Below are 15,109 nucleotides of genomic sequence, written 5' to 3'. Positions count from 1 at the left end.
CGCCAAAGTGATGGGGACACCTTACAGAAAGCAGACCAAGTACACAATCTGTTTTGAGACGAATTTCCCACAGGAAAAATCGGCATTCCCCCTTGGCATTGAAAAATAAAGACCTATTATATCTGTTATCGGCACGCTACCAATAGCCGCCTCAAACTACCCGACTCATATAATGACCAACACTCTCACTGCTGACATGTCCCGCGCCCCCTACCGCACCATCTGGAACCTGGCCTGGCCTCAGGTTCTCATGATGTTGTTTCACTTCCTCATAGGCTTAACGGACGTATGGGTAGCAGGGTACATTAACCGGGAAGTCCAGGCATCCCTCGGTATCATCTCCCAATCACTGTTTTTTCTGCTCGTGGTAGCCATGGCCGTTGCCAACGGTTCTGTTGCCGCCATAAGCCAATCACTGGGAGCGGGGCTGTTCAAGCGTGTCAAACGCTACGTCGGCCTCTGTATAATCCTGGCCGGTCTCCTGGGTGGCATCTTCACCATAGTCGGACTGCCGCTCAAGGACCTGCTTCTCCTGGCTCTCCAGGTACCACATGAAATGCGCCCGGTGACAGAATACTTCATGGAGGTCTATCTCTACCTCCTGCCGCCCTACTATCTCCTGATCATCACCAACGCCATCTTTCGGGCACGAAAACAGGTCATGTACCCTCTCTACTCCATGATCCTGACCACAGTAATCAACACCATACTCGACCTGGGCTTGGGCCTGGGCTGGTTCGGCATGCCCAACCTCGGCTTCAAAGGGGTTGCCTGGGCGACATTCGGTTCGGTGACTGCGGCCGCAGCCCTTAATATGATCATTTTGTCCAGCCAAGGCCTGCTGAAACTCGAAAGCTTTGCCCCCTGGCGCTGGATGAAACGGGCAATGCCCTATCTTTTCAAGGTGGCATGGCCGTCCGGGCTCATGCAGATTGTCTGGCATTCAGGCTATCTGGTGCTCTATGCGATCACTGCCGCCCTGCCCTGGCACGCTGTCGAGTCCCTGGCTGGAATGGCTATAGGTTTACGCATTGAAGCCTTGCTCTTTCTGCCCGCCTTTGCGTTCAATACAACTGCGGCCATTCTCATTGGTCACTATCTGGGAGCACGCCAGCCGGAAGAAGCCAAAAAATTCGGCTTCAGAATCCTTCGCATAGGCCTCATTTCGATCACCCTCTTCTCCTTTGTGGTCTGGCAGTTTATCGGACCATGGGTCGGTCTGTTGACCCGAGATGCTACGGTCGCGGCGCAAGCCATCTGCTATCTCAAATGGAATATGCTCGCCATCCCGTTTACCCTGATCAGCATGATCCTGGCCGGAGCGCTCAATGGAGCCGGGGCAACCCTGTACAACATGATAATCATGGGAGCGGCAACATGGTTGCTTCGTCTCCCGCTGGCATACGGCCTTGGCCATGTTTATATGGAAAACGCCGAAGGCATCTGGATAGCCATGTTCTGCTCCCAGATTGTCCAATCCTCAATTTTACTCTACGTCTTCACCTTCAAAAACTGGCAACGTTTCGCTATGATCAAATCCAGAAACGGCAACCGCTAAAGGATTCCAATGTCTCTGATTTTCGAACCAATCAATCTTGACAAACAGGAAGAATACCACAACGCCCTCACAGGCTGTCCCCAACTACTGACAAGTGATTTCTCATTTGCCAACGTATACGGGTGGGCCGAGCACTACGGCCTTGAATGGGCCTTCCACAAAGATTTATGTTTTATACGACAGACCAAACCGGATCTTGTCTATTGGGCACCTGTCGGCCCTTGGGAAAAATATGATTGGGTCGGCTGTAAAGCCATGCAGGAAGGAAGACGATTCACTCGAGTACCGGAGGCTCTGACCAGATTGTGGTCCATAGCCTATGGCAACAATATCCTCATCGAAGAGAATCGGGGACACTGGGACTACATCTACTCCATCGAAGAATTGATTGCGCTCAAGGGGAAGAAATTCCACAAGAAAAAGAATCTTTTCAATCAATTCAAGAAAAACTATCTCTATACATACGAACCAATGGCCCCCGAATGTGTGGAGGAAGTGCTGGAAATGCAGGACGAGTGGTACAAGTGGTACGAAGAAAACAATCCTTCTGAAGCACTCAAGGCAGAGAACCGCGCCATAACCAGAGTCTTGCATAACTTTGATCAGATCAAAGGCCTCATGGGCGCGACGCTGCGTGTAGAAGACAAAGTGATCGCCTATACTGTTGCTGAACCCCTGTGTGATGATTCCATCGTCATCCATTTCGAGAAAGGCGACATCCGCTTCAAGGGTGTATATCAGGCGATCAACCAGTTGTTTCTGGAAAACGAAGCATCGGATTATACCAACGTCAACCGGGAACAGGACCTGGGAGACGAGGGCCTTCGCAAAGCAAAGATGTCATACAATCCTTCGTTTTTCCTCAAGAAGTTCGAAGCAACTATCCTCTAGACCATGTCGCTGCTTCTCTCTTCCGAGTCGCGAAAACGATTGGTCGTTCTCGGCCTGGACGGCGTTCCCCTTGCCGTTGCCAAAACGCTTGGGGTTTCGTTGCCGAACATGGGACGCATTGCCCAGGAAGCAACTACGGTCCAAGCTGAATTGCCGGAACTTTCTCCGGTCAACTGGACCTCATTCTTCACGGGCGCTGGACCGGAAGAGCACGGTATTTTTGGATTTTCCCATATCAATCCAAAGACATATGCACTCCGCATCACCAACCGCAATGACATCTCCGGGCCGACAATATTTGACCGACTCGGGGAAGCCGGTTTTGTGTCACGATTCATCAACCTGCCCAACACATACCCGGTACAGCCTATGCGCGGCATGGGCATTTCCGGGTTCGTGTCTCAGGAACTGCGCCACGCCGCCTACCCGCCCTTCCTTGCCGGAAAGCTGTCGGAAGCAGGCTACGTCCTTGAAGCGGACACAAGCAGAGGAAGAAGCGACCTCAACTACTTGCTGGACGAACTCAGACAAACACTGACTTCTCGCCTCAATGCTCTGGAAATGCTCTGGAATGATTTGTCATGGGATTGCTTTGTCCACGTCTTCACCGAGACCGACAGATTGTTCCATTTCTTCATGGATGCGGTACTGCATCAGGATAATCCGCTTCATATGGCCTGCATGACATTCCTGGCGGAGTGGGACCATGCTCTCGGGGTCTTTCTGAATAAATTTGATGCGTTGTCCGGTCCCAAACGGCTACTGGTCATGGCAGACCATGGTTTTTCGGAACTCAAAACCGAGGTATGTCTCAATACATGGCTCAAAAAGCAGGGCTATCTATCTTTGACAGCCCCCCCTGATGACGAATGGGACCCCTCAAAGATATCGGATAACTCCAAAGCCTTTGCACTTGATCCAGGCCGTATTTATATCCATACACAGGAACGATTCGGCCGCGGCCGCATCTCACCTGAAGAACGAGCAACACTCTTGACCTCACTCAGTCGCGAGCTGTCGGCTCTGACTTTCAAAGGCGAGAAAGTCCTTGAAGCGGTCCACCTCGGTTCAAAGCTATACCCCGGTGCTGATTCCGACCAGCTACCGGATCTGCTCTGCCAGTCCTGTCCCGGATTTGACCTCAAAGCGAAATTCGATCGCAAAGAAATTTTTGGTTTGCATGGACGGACCGGGACACATACCATGGATGGAGCAATTTTTTCAGATACCGCTGGTGCGCACCCAGAACAGATGCGACACATTGGCCGAGAAATACTACAATACTTTGGATTACAGATAGATACATGAGCATAGATTTCGAGAACGAACTCAATGAAGCCCAGCGTGAAGCGGTCACGACCACAGAAGGTCCGGTGCTGGTCATTGCCGGAGCCGGGTCAGGCAAAACACGAACCATCGTCTATCGATTGGCCCACCTGGTACAAATGGGTGTCGATCCCTCCCAGATTCTGCTGCTGACCTTTACCCGCAAGGCGGCCCAGGAAATGCTGCAACGCGCCGAGTCCATCCTTGGCCGCTCCCTGCATGGGACTTCCGGCGGTACCTTTCACTCTTTCGCCTATGCCACCCTGCGCCAAAACGCCATGGACATCGGGTTCGACAATGGCTTTACCCTCATGGACAGGGCAGACAGTGAAAACATCTGCAAAGAAGTGAAGGACACGCTCAAACTCGGCAAGGGCGACCGCTCCTATCCCAGAAAAAACACCCTGCTCGACATGGTCACCAAATCCCGTAACAAGGAACTGACCATTGAAGCCATCCTTGAACGCGAGGCCTACCATCTCAGTCCCTATCTGGACGATTTCAACGAGATTGCCGACGGATACCGTCAGTTCAAGCGCGAACACGCCCTGGTGGACTATGATGATCTGCTCTTCCTGCTGGATGAGCTGCTGGAGAAAAACGAACCGCTGAGGAACCAGCTTCAGACACGCTATAAATACATTATGGTGGACGAGTATCAGGACACCAACCTTGTACAGGCGCGGATTGTCAAATACCTGGCCGGGACCAAAGGCAATGTCATGGCTGTGGGCGACGATGCCCAATCCATCTATGCCTTCCGGGGAGCCAATGTCGCCAACATACTTGAATATCCTAAAATATTTGAAGGGTGCAAGGTCATACGGCTGGAGCAGAACTACCGCTCCGTACAGCCCATCCTGGACCTGACAAACGAAATTCTCAAAGGTGCCACCACCAAATTCGACAAGAACCTGTACTCCGAGCTCAAGAGCGACCGATTGCCCAGAGTGGTCTACCCGCTCAGCGATCAGACGCAGGCACGGCTGGTGGTGGACCAAATACTCGATTTCAAGCGCAAGTATATGCTCCACGATGTAGCCGTACTCTTTCGGGCCGGCTATCAATCCTTCCCGCTGGAGGTCGCCCTGACCCGTGTGGGCATTGATTACCAGAAATTCGGCGGTATCCGCTTCCATGAGGCAGCGCATATCAAGGATGTCCTCTCCTACCTGCGCCTCGTGCTCAACCCGCATGACCTCCTGGCATGGCAACGCGCCATGGATCACATCAAGGGAGTCGGTCCCAAGACCGTTGCCAAGATTTACAAGGCTATGCACACGGATGATGAAAAGTATCTGGCCAAGATGATGAAGAAGCACGACCCGCTCAAGGAGCTGCTGGTTGAACTGAACAAACTCAGGTCAACACCGGCACGCCCTGCCTCGGTGCTCGAATCCGTCCTCGCCTTCTATCAACCCATTCTGATTGAAAAATATCCTGACGATTACCCCAAACGTCAGGCCGGACTGGAGCAGCTCAGTCAGATCGCGGTCAATTATACGGATATGGAACTCCTGCTCGGAGACCTCAGCCTTGACGGCGACCCGGAAGAGGAAAAGCGCAAGGAAAATGCAGTGGTCCTTTCAACGGTCCACTCGGCAAAAGGCCTCGAATGGTCCGGTGTCATCATCATTGATCTCGTCGAAGACCGATTTCCCTCCCGCAAGGCCATGCAACGGGCCGAGGACCTGGAAGAAGAGCGTCGCCTCATGTATGTGGCATGTACCCGAGCCAAGGAACAGCTCATGCTCTTTGTCCCCAGTTCAGTATTCAACAGGGCCAGCGGCATGTCGGAACCCACCCTGCCGAGTCCGTTCATCATGGAACTGCCAGAGACTGTATATGACCGTTTAAACGAGTCGTATGGCGGTGGATTGGAGCAACGAAGGCGACCGGCTGCATCGCGTCCGTCCCCTGTTTTCGAGGACGATCCGATCGAGGAGCCTCCTTCAAACCCCAAGGCTTCTCCAAAGAAACTCGGGGTATGCGAGCACAAAATTTACGGAAAAGGCAAGATTATTGCCTATATCGAACCGAACAAATACAGGGTGAACTTCTTTGGATTCGGCCTCAAGGTCATCATCGGAGATTACCTGAAATTCTTATAAAAGAAGTAGAGATATCGAATGAAAAGTGAAGAACAATTCCTTGAACTCATAGACACGTATTTCCCCCGTGATCACGAGTTTCTCAAACTCGGACGCGGTGACGATTGCGCTATACTGGCCGCAAATGAATACTGCGTGTCCTCAGACCTCTTTATCGAAGACGTTCATTTCCGGCGGGACTATTTTTCCGCAGCCGACATCGGCTACAAGGCATTGGCCGTCAATATCAGTGATATCGCGGCCATGGGAGCCAAACCCGTTGCATTTTCTCTGGACCTCATGGCTCCGGCAGACCTGGACAACGGATTCTGGGATGAATTTTTCAAATCCATGTCCATGCTGGCCCGTCAGAGCGGACTGGCCCTTGCCGGTGGCGATCTGAGCCGAGCGGACAAGCTCGGCGTATCCATCACCATCTTCGGCGTTGCCGGCGGTTCCGGTACGTTTATTTCCCGCGGCAACGCTTCTCCCGACGACCTGCTTTTCATTGTGGGCGATATCGGGCTGGCCCGATCCGGCCTGATGGCGCTGGAAGCGACTGGCGTAGCAGCCAGGGAGGTCCTGCCCGCAGCGGTCATGGCGCACCTCCGCCCCAAGCCGAAAGTCATGATCGGCACCCTGCTCAACGCTGCCGGAGTGACATCTCTCATGGATCTGTCAGACGGACTCGCACGGGACCTTCCGCGTCTGCTTGGTCCCGAACGTGGTGCAGACCTGACAATAGAAGAAACCACTCTCCATGGTAATGTTCTTTCATTTGCCCAGACAATCGGAACCGCCCCTCTTGAAGTGGCCATGCTGGGAGGGGAAGACTATGCCCTGCTCGGCGCGGTCAGTCCGGATGCCTTGGACAAGGTCGGCTCTGTGCCCGGTTTGAAAATCATCGGGACCGTCACCGAATCAGCAGGGATCACGCTCAATGGGGCTCCTTTCACAGCGACCGGATTCGATCACTTCGGAAAATAATCGGAGGAAGACATGGACAAGGAACTCGTCATTATCGGAACAATTCATTCGAACATCAAAGACCTGACCAATGCGCCCAAAATGGAAACGGAACCCGGTGCAGTCAGGGCAAAAATCGTCATCGATCCGGCCTATGCCCAAGGCCTTGATTCCATGGCTCCCGGTGCGCAACTCGAAATATTCACATGGTTCCACAAAGCGGAACGCGACGTGCTCATGGTACACCCTCGCGGCAAGACGGAACGTCCCAAGCGTGGGGTCTTCACCACACGCTCCCCTTTCCGTCCCAACCCCATAGGGTTACACCGCGTCACACTGGTCGCCATAGAGGAACCGCTGACTCTGGTAATCGAACCGCTGGAAGCCATTGACGGCACACCGGTCATCGATATCAAACCAGTCCCAAAGGGATCGTAACGGCATGGATTTATTCGAGGCTGTGGAAACCATTGATGAAAATCAGGTGGCCGGATGGGTGCAGACAACAGACGGCGTTCGACTCTGGGTCGACATACGTGGCATGGGCCGTCCCATCGTGTTCATCCATGGTTGGACCATGAGTTCCCTCTTCTGGAGGCGGCAGCACCTCCTGGCCGAGAAATATCAGATAATCACCATTGACCTGCGGGGGCATGGCCGATCTCAAACAACGCCGCGCGGACATACTATTCCTCGCTATGCGACTGATGTTCGCGAAGTCATCTGTGCGCTCAGGTTGACGGACATCATGCTCCTTGGGTGGTCAATGGGCGGCTCCATTGTACTGGAATACTGGTCAAAGTATGGCGCAAACAAACTTGCAGCCATCGGGTTGGTGGAGTCAGCTCCCTACCCCATGTCCCCGGCTCAGTGGAATCCCCATACATGCCGAGGACACGACACCGCTGCGATGCATGCGGATTTCAAGGCAATTGCAGATGATCGTGAAGGATTTGCAGACCGCTTCATCAACGCCATGCATCTTTCGGATGATGCGCCCTCTCATGCCGGTAAATGGATGAAGTCGGAGCAATTACGTGTGCCGGCATCCATTGCCACCGACATTTATGAAGACTATGTACAGCGTGACTATACCTCGGTATTGCCTACCATCACCGTTCCCGCACTCGTTATGTATGGCCGCTCCAGACACATGTGTTACGGGCCTTCCACAGGCAGGTATATCGCTGGCTCCATACCGGAATCGCGGTTCGTGATTCTGGACAAAAGCGGCCATTTGCCTTTTTATGAACAAGCCGAAACATTCAATGCGGCTCTAAGCCAATTCATCGACCAACTGGATTCTTAAGGGAGGATTCATGAAATACGCGTCCATCATCGTAGCCCTGCTTATATCACTGGCCTGCATCACCCCGGCCCGAAGTGCCGAGGAGGCAGGTGTGATTATGCTCGACTCACAGACCGTAGCAGGACAGATGTTGCACCTGAACGGCATTGCCCTGCGCGAAAAGTTCTTTGTTGATGTGTACGTCGCGGGGCTGTATCTCGCTGAGAAATCGACAGATCCTGACGCTATTTTGCAGAAAGACGAAACTCGCATGCTGGTCATGTATTTCGTACATGATGTTGAAGCCAGCAAAATCAACGACGCCTGGTATGAAGGGTTGGAAAATAACGTCGCTCCGATATCGCCTGAACTCAGGGCCAAATTCGACCAATTGGCCGAAATGATGAGTGATATCAAGGAAGATGAATCCATGACCTTCATCTATGAACCCCGCAGAGGGACAACCGTGATTGTCAAAAGAGCGACCAAGGGAACTATTCCGGGAAAGGATTTTGCGGATGCGATTCTCGCAACCTGGATCGGCCCTAACCCCGGCCCGGGGATAAACTTCAAGGAAGCGTTGCTCGGTCAATAGTCTGCTCCAAAATCAGGAACCGTACAGCGACAGTCTCTTGCCAAAACAAACATCAAGAGCATGTGATTCAGCAGCTACTACAACAAAAAAGCCCGGCTTTATGAGCCGGGCTTTTTTTTACATCTGTGGAACAACTCGTTTGATAGGACCAAGAAGCTTAGCCACACGACTACCGGACGGGCTAAGGACTTCACTCGCCCCTCCCGCAGTCTCAAAAGTATAAAAGAGATCAGGATCAATTTCACGGGCAACAACCAGTAGGTGTTTCATGTCCTTTCGTTTGCAGACGACAAACTGGACTGTGACCGGGCCATCCGACCCTTCGCCCGCCACTGTGGTGATCATGAAACCGGCATTACGCACTGCCTCGGCGATGCTATGCCCTTTCCATGCGCTGATGATGCGCACAACGACATTGCCGAGCGCGAGCTTTTTTTCAGCCAGAATGCCAACAACGTTGCCACCGGCAAATCCGACAGCATAACAGACCCCCAAAAACGGTTCGTCACCGACTTTGAGCATCACCGCAGCCGTACCGAAGACCCACAGAGTCATCTCCAGACAGCCCAAAAAAAAGGCCGCTTTTGATTCACCCAGTACGGTCACCATGGTGCGGACAGTACCCAGGGTCAACACCGCAACTTCGGCCAGAAATATAAGTATCCCTAAAAACAGAACATCCATTGTCATGAAACTACCCTCTCAAGCGATTTGAAGAGCGTGGTTTATAGACGTTTTATCTTGGGGTCAAGCAAATATTGAGTCACAAATCAATGACGATTCACACAACGAGAACAGCCACCAGTTGAGCACGAGAAAATGATGAGAGGAAAATAGAATTCAGGGTATAAAAAAAGGTCCCTGCCAGCACGCTGGCAGGGACCTGGAATAGTCTTTTTATCTACCAGAACTACTTTTTCAGCCAGCTCATCATCTCGCGGAGACGACCGCCGACTTCTTCGATCTGAGACTCGGCACCGATGCGGCGCATGGTCTTGAGGCCAACCTGACCGGCTTTGTTGTCCAGAATGAAGTCACGAGCGAACTTGCCTTCCTGAATGTCTTTCAGCACACGACGCATCTCTTCACGAGTTTCGTCAGTGATGATGCGGGGGCCGGTGACGTAGTCGCCGTATTCAGCGGTGTCGGAGATGGAGTAACGCATCTTGGCCATGCCGCCCTCGTACATGAGGTCAATGATGAGCTTGAGCTCATGCAGGCACTCGAAGTACGCGACTTCAGGCTGATAACCGGCTTCCACCAGCGTATCGAATCCGGCTTTGCACAGAGCGGTCAAACCACCGCAAAGCACTGCCTGCTCACCAAAGAGGTCGGTTTCGGTCTCTTCCTTGAAAGTAGTTTCGATAACACCGGAGCGAGTGCCGCCGATACCCTTGGCGTATGCCAGAGCGATATCCATAGCCTTGCCGGAAGCGTCAGTGGCGACAGCGGCGAGGCAGGGAACAGCTCCACCCTCGGTGTAGGTGCGGCGCACGAGGTGACCGGGGCCCTTGGGAGCGATCATGACGCAGTCGACACCTGCGGGAGGAACGATCTGCTGGAAATGAACATTGAAACCGTGACCAAAGGCGATGACGTTGCCTTCTTCAAGGTACGGGAGAATCTCAGCTGCAAAGACAGCAGCCTGGTGCTGATCGGGCAGCAGAATCATGATCATGTCAGCCTGCTTGGAAGCGTCGGCTACGGACATGGGCTCAAAGCCGTGTTCCTTGGCGAGATCATAGTTGGGGCCACCGGGACGCTGTGCCACGATGACATTGACACCGGAATCACGCAGGTTCTGAGCATGGGCATGGCCCTGGCTGCCGTAACCCACAACGGCCACGGTCTTATCTTTCAACAGGCTCAGATCAGCATCTTTCTCATAATACACTTTCATTGGAATAACTCCTCAGTATTTTTTGCCCATACGGGCCACAATGTCTTGATTATATAAACACGTACAAAACCCGGGCGAGGGGTAAAAACCCCTGGCCCGGTGTTTTACCTGATTGCAAATTATAGGTCGAGCTGCATGGAACGCTGCATAGCAACGTTACCAGTCCGAGCGATCTCCTTGATGCCGAAACGGGTGAGCAGATTGACGAGTGCGCCTATCTTTCCCTGGTCGCCCGTTACCTCAATGGTTACCTCGTCGACGCTGACGTCTACAACCTTGCACCTGAAGATGTCAACAATTCGCAGAATTTCTGCGCGTTTTGAATCCTCTGCATTGACCTTGAGAAGGACCATTTCGCGGTCCACGGACTTTAATTCGGTAAGATCTTTGACTTTTATTGTGGGAACCAGCTTGCGAAGCTGTTTGACGATCTGTTCCACGATATTATCATCGCCCTCGGCTACGATAGTCATGAGCGAGACGTCTTTTTCCAGCGTTGGAGCCACATTCAGAGAAAAGATATTAAATCCACGCCCACTGAACAGGCCAACCACTCGGGAGAGGACTCCCGGTTCATTCTCAACGGTGACGGAAAGTGTGTGTTTAGTCATGGCGTCCTCCTAAACCAACAGCATCTCGGTCAGCGACGCGCCAGCCGGAACCATGGGATAAACGTTTTCTTCCTTGGTCACACGAACATCCACGATGACCGGTTTGTCCACAGCAAAGGCTTCGCGCAGCGTTGACTCGACCTTGTCCTTCTCAGTCACTCGATACCCGACCGCTCCGTAAGCTTCGGCCAGTTTAACGAAATCGGGTTGAGCGTCCATGCAGGTGGAACAGTAGTTCTTCTCATAGAAAAGCTCCTGCCACTGACGGACCATACCGAGAAAGCCGTTGTTGAGGATGACTATTTTCACGGGCAGCTTATTGCAGACCGCGGTCATCATTTCCTGGATACACATCTGAATCGAACCATCACCGGCGATGTCGATAACCAGTTTGTCCGGGAATGCGCGTTGCGCCCCCAAAGCCGCGGGAAAACCATAGCCCATGGTCCCAAGGCCACCGGAAGTCAACAAGGTGTTGGGCTTGGTGTATTTGTAGAACTGGGCAGCCCACATCTGGTTCTGACCGACTTCCGTAGCGATAATGGCATCGCCTTTGGTAATTTCATAAATTTTTTCGACAACGTATTGCGGTTTGATGTCCTCACCGTCATCGATGTACGTAAGCGGATGTTCCTTGGCCCATCCCTTAACCTGCTCCACCCAGTCCCCATAGCTTTCCGCCCAGTCAAAGTCACCGAGAGTCGCCTCAGTCTCTTTTTTGAGGGCAGCCAGAGCCGACTTGCAGTCAGCAACCAGCGGCACATGCACAGACACGTTCTTCTGAATGGAAGTCGGGTCCACATCAATGTGTACGATGGTGGCATTGGGCGCAAAGGTGTCCACCTTGCCGGTTACACGGTCATCGAATCGTGCGCCAACGGCCAGAAGCAGATCACAGTTGTTCACTGCCATATTTGCGGCGTACGCCCCGTGCATGCCCAGCATACCGAGAAAAAGATCATCATCACCGGGAAAGGCGCCCAACCCCATGAGGGTCGAAGTCACAGGGATATTAAGCTCCTTGCCCAGCCATGTGAGCTCTTCGTGACTACCTGACGTAATAACGCCGCCGCCCGTATAAAAAAGCGGCTTCTTGGCATTCTTGAGCAGCTTGACCACTTTGCGAACCTGCCCGATGTGCGGCTTCTTGGTTGGCTTGTAGCTGCGCATGGAGACATCTTCCGGATAATCGAATTCAATCAACTGCTGCTGAACATCCTTGGGCAGGTCTACCAGGACCGGTCCGGGGCGACCGGACCGGGCCAGGTAAAATGCCTGCTTGAGGACACTCTGGAGTTCAGAGATATCCTGAACAAGATAGTTGTGCTTGGTACATGGCCGAGTGATGCCCACGGTATCCACTTCCTGAAACGCATCGTTGCCGATGAGCGCCCGTGGCACCTGGCCAGTTATAATGACTACCGGGATGGAATCGGCATATGCTGTTGCAATACCGGTTACCGTGTTGGTAGCACCGGGACCGGAAGTGACGAGACAGACTCCAACCTGGCCAGTGGCCCGGGCATATCCGTCTGCAGCATGAATGGCACCCTGTTCGTGACGCACTAGGATATGCTCAACAGAGGATTTGGGAATCTCGTCATAAATGTCAATCACGGCTCCCCCGGGGAAACCGAACATGACATCAACATTTTCCTTTTCCAGACACTTCAAAAGAATCTGGGCCCCGGTCAATTTCATTTTATGCCTCCGAAGTACGGTATTTATCGAGCAGGCCCTGCAATTGAGTTTTGCCTGCCAGCTTCTTTTTCTTGAGTTCCTTTATCTCCTGAATCTCGGTGGGAGATTGGTAGCTCTTGGCTTCGAGTTTTTCCAACATTTTTTCGTACACAGAATGTTGATCCCACAAAGCCTTAATCTGAGTGTCTTCCACCCCGTGCTTCTCAATGAGTTCAAGGTCACTGGCTTCCATGTGCTACTCCTTTTTACAGGTTATCGCAGTTGCCATCTGGAAGAAGAATCCCCCAATCCGGCTCAACTGCCGTATCCAATGTCAACAGCTTCTTCCGATTGGTAAAACCGGATATGATAGCTACCTGACTTTTTTTCATTTTCAACCTTTCGGCCAGAAATTTGACCAGCCCTTTGTTGGCTTTGTTGTCAACAGCAGGAGCGGCAAGGCGAATCTTTACACATCCCTGATACTCCCCGGCGACTTCACTCTTGCGAGCTCCGGGTTGTACCCAGACTGACAAACGCCACCCATCACTGTGTTTTCTGACAAATTCCGGCTTTGAAATTTTCACACTCCGTATCAGTCAACCTTTTGCAGATACTTGAGCTTGGACTCCATCTCTTCGATCTTGTCCCGCTCCGGATCTGACATTTCCAACATTTCAAGGTGTGAATTCAACAACCCCTTGAGCTGGATTTCAAACTGTGTCCGCGTCCGTTTCAGAGACTCGATCTCCTCATGAATCTGGGCCAGTCTACTATGCCCTTTCTGGACGGTCGCGTCAGCCTTGACGCGGGCCTCATCCAGAATGATCTGCGCCTCTTTGCTGGCGGTGACCTTCAGGTCATCCACCATTCTCTGGGTCGACATGAGAGTGTCTCGCAGGGTTTCATCCCGCTGACGAAACTCTCTCAACGTCTTCTCCATGCGCTTGATTTTCTTTTGCATGTTTTTCTGGTTATCCGCTGCGTCGCCCAACACTTCGGCCAGTTCAAGCATGAACTGATCGACCTCCACTCGGGAATATCCGAACACCCCTCGTGAAAACTGTTTATTGAGCAAATCAATCTTGGAAACTGTCATGACAGTCCTCCTTTTCGTTGACTACATGGAATACCCGGAACTCAAGGAGAGTGCGAGTCTCATGAGATTTTGGACAACAACTATCTTACACACCTGAATAGCAATAAGAACCACTATCGGAGACAGGTCAAAACCACCGATAACGGCAAAAGGCATCCAACTGCGAATCTTGTAAAAAACAGGCTCAGTCACGCCTCGCAAAAAGCGTACGATAGGATTGTATGGATCTGGATTGACCCATGAGAGTAACGCGGAGATGATGACAACCCACATATAAATTGTAAGAACAGAATCCAAAATAAAAGCCGTAGCCTGGACGATTGAGCCCAAGAACCCTTCCATATCTCCTCCGGGTGGCAGAGCACAAAGCCCGCCAGTATTATCAATGATGGTAATTTCGCACAGCGAATAGCAAGAATCAAGCTTAAAATAGCCGAATTCGCGCTTAATAACACCGCTGCATAGCGGCCTTGATGTCCCAAAAACTCTCGATGTGCACATCAGCCCTCAAGGCACTGTGCTTATAGGCCCAGAAACGGACGCCAGCGGCCTGTGCCGCCAACTCATCAACCTTGGAGTCGCCAATATACGCAAGCTCATGAGGCTCTATGTCATGATCGCGCATAATGGTATGCAACCCTTCAGGATGCGGCTTGGGTGCGCAGACCTTTTCGGATGAAATAACCGGGAGAAAAAAGCCTTCCAGGTCCATCATATTGAGGATGAACCCTATGGACTCCCCTCGACTGGTATTAACGGCCAGCCTAAACCCTGCATCCCGCAGCCACCAGACAAATTCACGAATACCTTCAGACCGCTTGAGATACTGATACAGGGAAGTGGAATCAAAATTCTGAACCACCTTCCATGCCTCGTCAAACTGCCCTTCCGGCACAATATGCTGCACGGCATCCTTGTGGGTACGGCTATGCACGAAAACCTTTTCTGATTCCGTCAGTGGCGGCAGATCAAGTTGCTCCTTGATAGCGCTGTAATAGCGCATGTTCGCTTCATAGGAATCGATGAGCACGCCATCACAGTCAAAGACAACGGTCTTCACCCCTTCAAGCACTCTGAGGTCCATTATTGGGTTGGCAAGCGCCAT

The 15,109-nt window shown here is 52.2% G+C and carries 17 protein-coding genes; 8 read left to right on the top strand and 9 right to left on the bottom strand.

Annotated features, from left to right (window positions below):
• Positions 1 to 172: 172 nt before the first annotated feature.
• From SRBAKS_RS01365 to SRBAKS_RS01330, 8 genes are read left to right on the top strand one after another with little or no spacing between them, the layout of a single operon-like run.
• A complete protein-coding gene (locus SRBAKS_RS01365) occupies positions 173 to 1,558 on the top strand; it encodes an MATE family efflux transporter (protein WP_229592834.1) in 1,386 nt (461 codons plus the stop codon).
• 9 nt (positions 1,559 to 1,567) lie between these two features.
• The gene (locus SRBAKS_RS01360) at positions 1,568 to 2,449 is read left to right on the top strand and encodes a DUF2156 domain-containing protein (RefSeq protein ID WP_229592832.1); all 882 of its coding nucleotides are present in this window, start codon (positions 1,568 to 1,570) and stop codon (positions 2,447 to 2,449) included.
• Between the two features lie 3 nt (positions 2,450 to 2,452).
• A complete protein-coding gene (locus tag SRBAKS_RS01355) occupies positions 2,453 to 3,757 on the top strand; it encodes an alkaline phosphatase family protein (RefSeq protein WP_229592830.1) in 1,305 nt (434 codons plus the stop codon).
• Entirely contained in the window at positions 3,754 to 5,886 is a 2,133-nt protein-coding gene (locus SRBAKS_RS01350; RefSeq protein ID WP_229592828.1) for an ATP-dependent helicase, read from the top strand. The genes SRBAKS_RS01355 and SRBAKS_RS01350 overlap by 4 nt, the downstream gene beginning before the upstream one ends.
• 18 nt (positions 5,887 to 5,904) lie before the next feature.
• Positions 5,905 to 6,852 carry a thiamine-phosphate kinase gene (gene thiL, locus SRBAKS_RS01345; protein WP_229592826.1) on the top strand — a complete coding sequence of 316 codons (948 nt, stop codon included), beginning with the start codon at positions 5,905 to 5,907 and terminating at the stop codon, positions 6,850 to 6,852.
• Between the two features lie 12 nt (positions 6,853 to 6,864).
• Positions 6,865 to 7,269: a tRNA (N6-threonylcarbamoyladenosine(37)-N6)-methyltransferase TrmO gene (tsaA, locus tag SRBAKS_RS01340; protein WP_229592824.1), complete on the top strand. Its 405-nt coding sequence runs from the start codon at positions 6,865 to 6,867 to the stop codon at positions 7,267 to 7,269.
• A gap of 4 nt (positions 7,270 to 7,273) precedes the next feature.
• Positions 7,274 to 8,140, top strand: coding sequence for an alpha/beta fold hydrolase (locus SRBAKS_RS01335; RefSeq protein ID WP_229592821.1), 867 nt, complete (start codon positions 7,274 to 7,276; stop codon positions 8,138 to 8,140).
• 10 nt (positions 8,141 to 8,150) lie between these two features.
• On the top strand, positions 8,151 to 8,714 hold the full coding sequence (locus tag SRBAKS_RS01330; protein WP_229592819.1) for a chalcone isomerase family protein: 564 nt from the start codon (positions 8,151 to 8,153) through the stop codon (positions 8,712 to 8,714).
• Between the two features lie 117 nt (positions 8,715 to 8,831).
• On the opposite strand, the gene SRBAKS_RS01325 is transcribed toward SRBAKS_RS01330, so the two are convergent.
• The 9 genes from SRBAKS_RS01325 to SRBAKS_RS01285 form a co-directional block, all read right to left on the bottom strand.
• A complete protein-coding gene (locus SRBAKS_RS01325; protein WP_229592818.1) occupies positions 8,832 to 9,404 on the bottom strand; it encodes a DUF2179 domain-containing protein in 573 nt (190 codons plus the stop codon).
• Between the two features lie 220 nt (positions 9,405 to 9,624).
• Complete coding sequence (gene ilvC, locus SRBAKS_RS01320; RefSeq protein WP_229592816.1) at positions 9,625 to 10,614, bottom strand: ketol-acid reductoisomerase; 990 nt, start codon at positions 10,612 to 10,614, stop codon at positions 9,625 to 9,627.
• 119 nt (positions 10,615 to 10,733) lie between these two features.
• Positions 10,734 to 11,225 carry an acetolactate synthase small subunit gene (gene ilvN / locus SRBAKS_RS01315; protein ID WP_229592814.1) on the bottom strand — a complete coding sequence of 164 codons (492 nt, stop codon included), beginning with the start codon at positions 11,223 to 11,225 and terminating at the stop codon, positions 10,734 to 10,736.
• Between the two features lie 9 nt (positions 11,226 to 11,234).
• Positions 11,235 to 12,926, bottom strand: coding sequence for a biosynthetic-type acetolactate synthase large subunit (gene ilvB / locus SRBAKS_RS01310; protein WP_229592812.1), 1,692 nt, complete (start codon positions 12,924 to 12,926; stop codon positions 11,235 to 11,237).
• Between the two features lies 1 nt (position 12,927).
• Complete coding sequence (locus SRBAKS_RS01305; RefSeq protein ID WP_229592810.1) at positions 12,928 to 13,158, bottom strand: DUF465 domain-containing protein; 231 nt, start codon at positions 13,156 to 13,158, stop codon at positions 12,928 to 12,930.
• Positions 13,159 to 13,171: 13 nt separating this feature from the next.
• Positions 13,172 to 13,492: a DUF167 domain-containing protein gene (locus tag SRBAKS_RS01300; RefSeq protein ID WP_347339442.1), complete on the bottom strand. Its 321-nt coding sequence runs from the start codon at positions 13,490 to 13,492 to the stop codon at positions 13,172 to 13,174.
• Positions 13,493 to 13,500: 8 nt separating this feature from the next.
• The gene (locus SRBAKS_RS01295) at positions 13,501 to 14,004 is read right to left on the bottom strand and encodes a DivIVA domain-containing protein (protein WP_229592808.1); all 504 of its coding nucleotides are present in this window, start codon (positions 14,002 to 14,004) and stop codon (positions 13,501 to 13,503) included.
• A gap of 21 nt (positions 14,005 to 14,025) precedes the next feature.
• Positions 14,026 to 14,346 (bottom strand): YggT family protein, encoded by a 321-nt coding sequence (locus SRBAKS_RS01290; RefSeq protein WP_229592805.1) that lies wholly within the window; start codon positions 14,344 to 14,346, stop codon positions 14,026 to 14,028.
• 103 nt (positions 14,347 to 14,449) lie between these two features.
• A complete protein-coding gene (locus tag SRBAKS_RS01285) occupies positions 14,450 to 15,109 on the bottom strand; it encodes an HAD family hydrolase (protein WP_229592803.1) in 660 nt (219 codons plus the stop codon).

Source organism: Pseudodesulfovibrio sediminis (assembly GCF_020886695.1).
Classification (GTDB): Bacteria; Desulfobacterota; Desulfovibrionia; order Desulfovibrionales; family Desulfovibrionaceae; genus Pseudodesulfovibrio; species Pseudodesulfovibrio sediminis.
This window is presented reverse-complemented; position numbering and strand designations above follow the sequence as displayed.

Excerpts from the sequence above, each read along its gene's own strand:
- SRBAKS_RS01365 (WP_229592834.1), top strand. The coding sequence starts at position 173 with ATGACCAACACTCTCACTGCTGACATGTCCCGCGCCCCCTACCGCACC.
- SRBAKS_RS01360 (WP_229592832.1), top strand. The coding sequence starts at position 1,568 with ATGTCTCTGATTTTCGAACCAATCAATCTTGACAAACAGGAAGAATAC.
- SRBAKS_RS01355 (WP_229592830.1), top strand. The coding sequence starts at position 2,453 with ATGTCGCTGCTTCTCTCTTCCGAGTCGCGAAAACGATTGGTCGTTCTC.
- SRBAKS_RS01350 (WP_229592828.1), top strand. The coding sequence starts at position 3,754 with ATGAGCATAGATTTCGAGAACGAACTCAATGAAGCCCAGCGTGAAGCG.
- thiL (WP_229592826.1), top strand. The coding sequence starts at position 5,905 with ATGAAAAGTGAAGAACAATTCCTTGAACTCATAGACACGTATTTCCCC.
- tsaA (WP_229592824.1), top strand. The coding sequence starts at position 6,865 with ATGGACAAGGAACTCGTCATTATCGGAACAATTCATTCGAACATCAAA.
- SRBAKS_RS01335 (WP_229592821.1), top strand. The coding sequence starts at position 7,274 with ATGGATTTATTCGAGGCTGTGGAAACCATTGATGAAAATCAGGTGGCC.
- SRBAKS_RS01330 (WP_229592819.1), top strand. The coding sequence starts at position 8,151 with ATGAAATACGCGTCCATCATCGTAGCCCTGCTTATATCACTGGCCTGC.
- SRBAKS_RS01325 (WP_229592818.1), bottom strand. The coding sequence starts at position 9,404 with ATGACAATGGATGTTCTGTTTTTAGGGATACTTATATTTCTGGCCGAA.
- ilvC (WP_229592816.1), bottom strand. The coding sequence starts at position 10,614 with ATGAAAGTGTATTATGAGAAAGATGCTGATCTGAGCCTGTTGAAAGAT.
- ilvN (WP_229592814.1), bottom strand. The coding sequence starts at position 11,225 with ATGACTAAACACACACTTTCCGTCACCGTTGAGAATGAACCGGGAGTC.
- ilvB (WP_229592812.1), bottom strand. The coding sequence starts at position 12,926 with ATGAAATTGACCGGGGCCCAGATTCTTTTGAAGTGTCTGGAAAAGGAA.
- SRBAKS_RS01305 (WP_229592810.1), bottom strand. The coding sequence starts at position 13,158 with ATGGAAGCCAGTGACCTTGAACTCATTGAGAAGCACGGGGTGGAAGAC.
- SRBAKS_RS01295 (WP_229592808.1), bottom strand. The coding sequence starts at position 14,004 with ATGACAGTTTCCAAGATTGATTTGCTCAATAAACAGTTTTCACGAGGG.
- SRBAKS_RS01290 (WP_229592805.1), bottom strand. The coding sequence starts at position 14,346 with ATGGAAGGGTTCTTGGGCTCAATCGTCCAGGCTACGGCTTTTATTTTG.
- SRBAKS_RS01285 (WP_229592803.1), bottom strand. The coding sequence starts at position 15,109 with ATGGCGCTTGCCAACCCAATAATGGACCTCAGAGTGCTTGAAGGGGTG.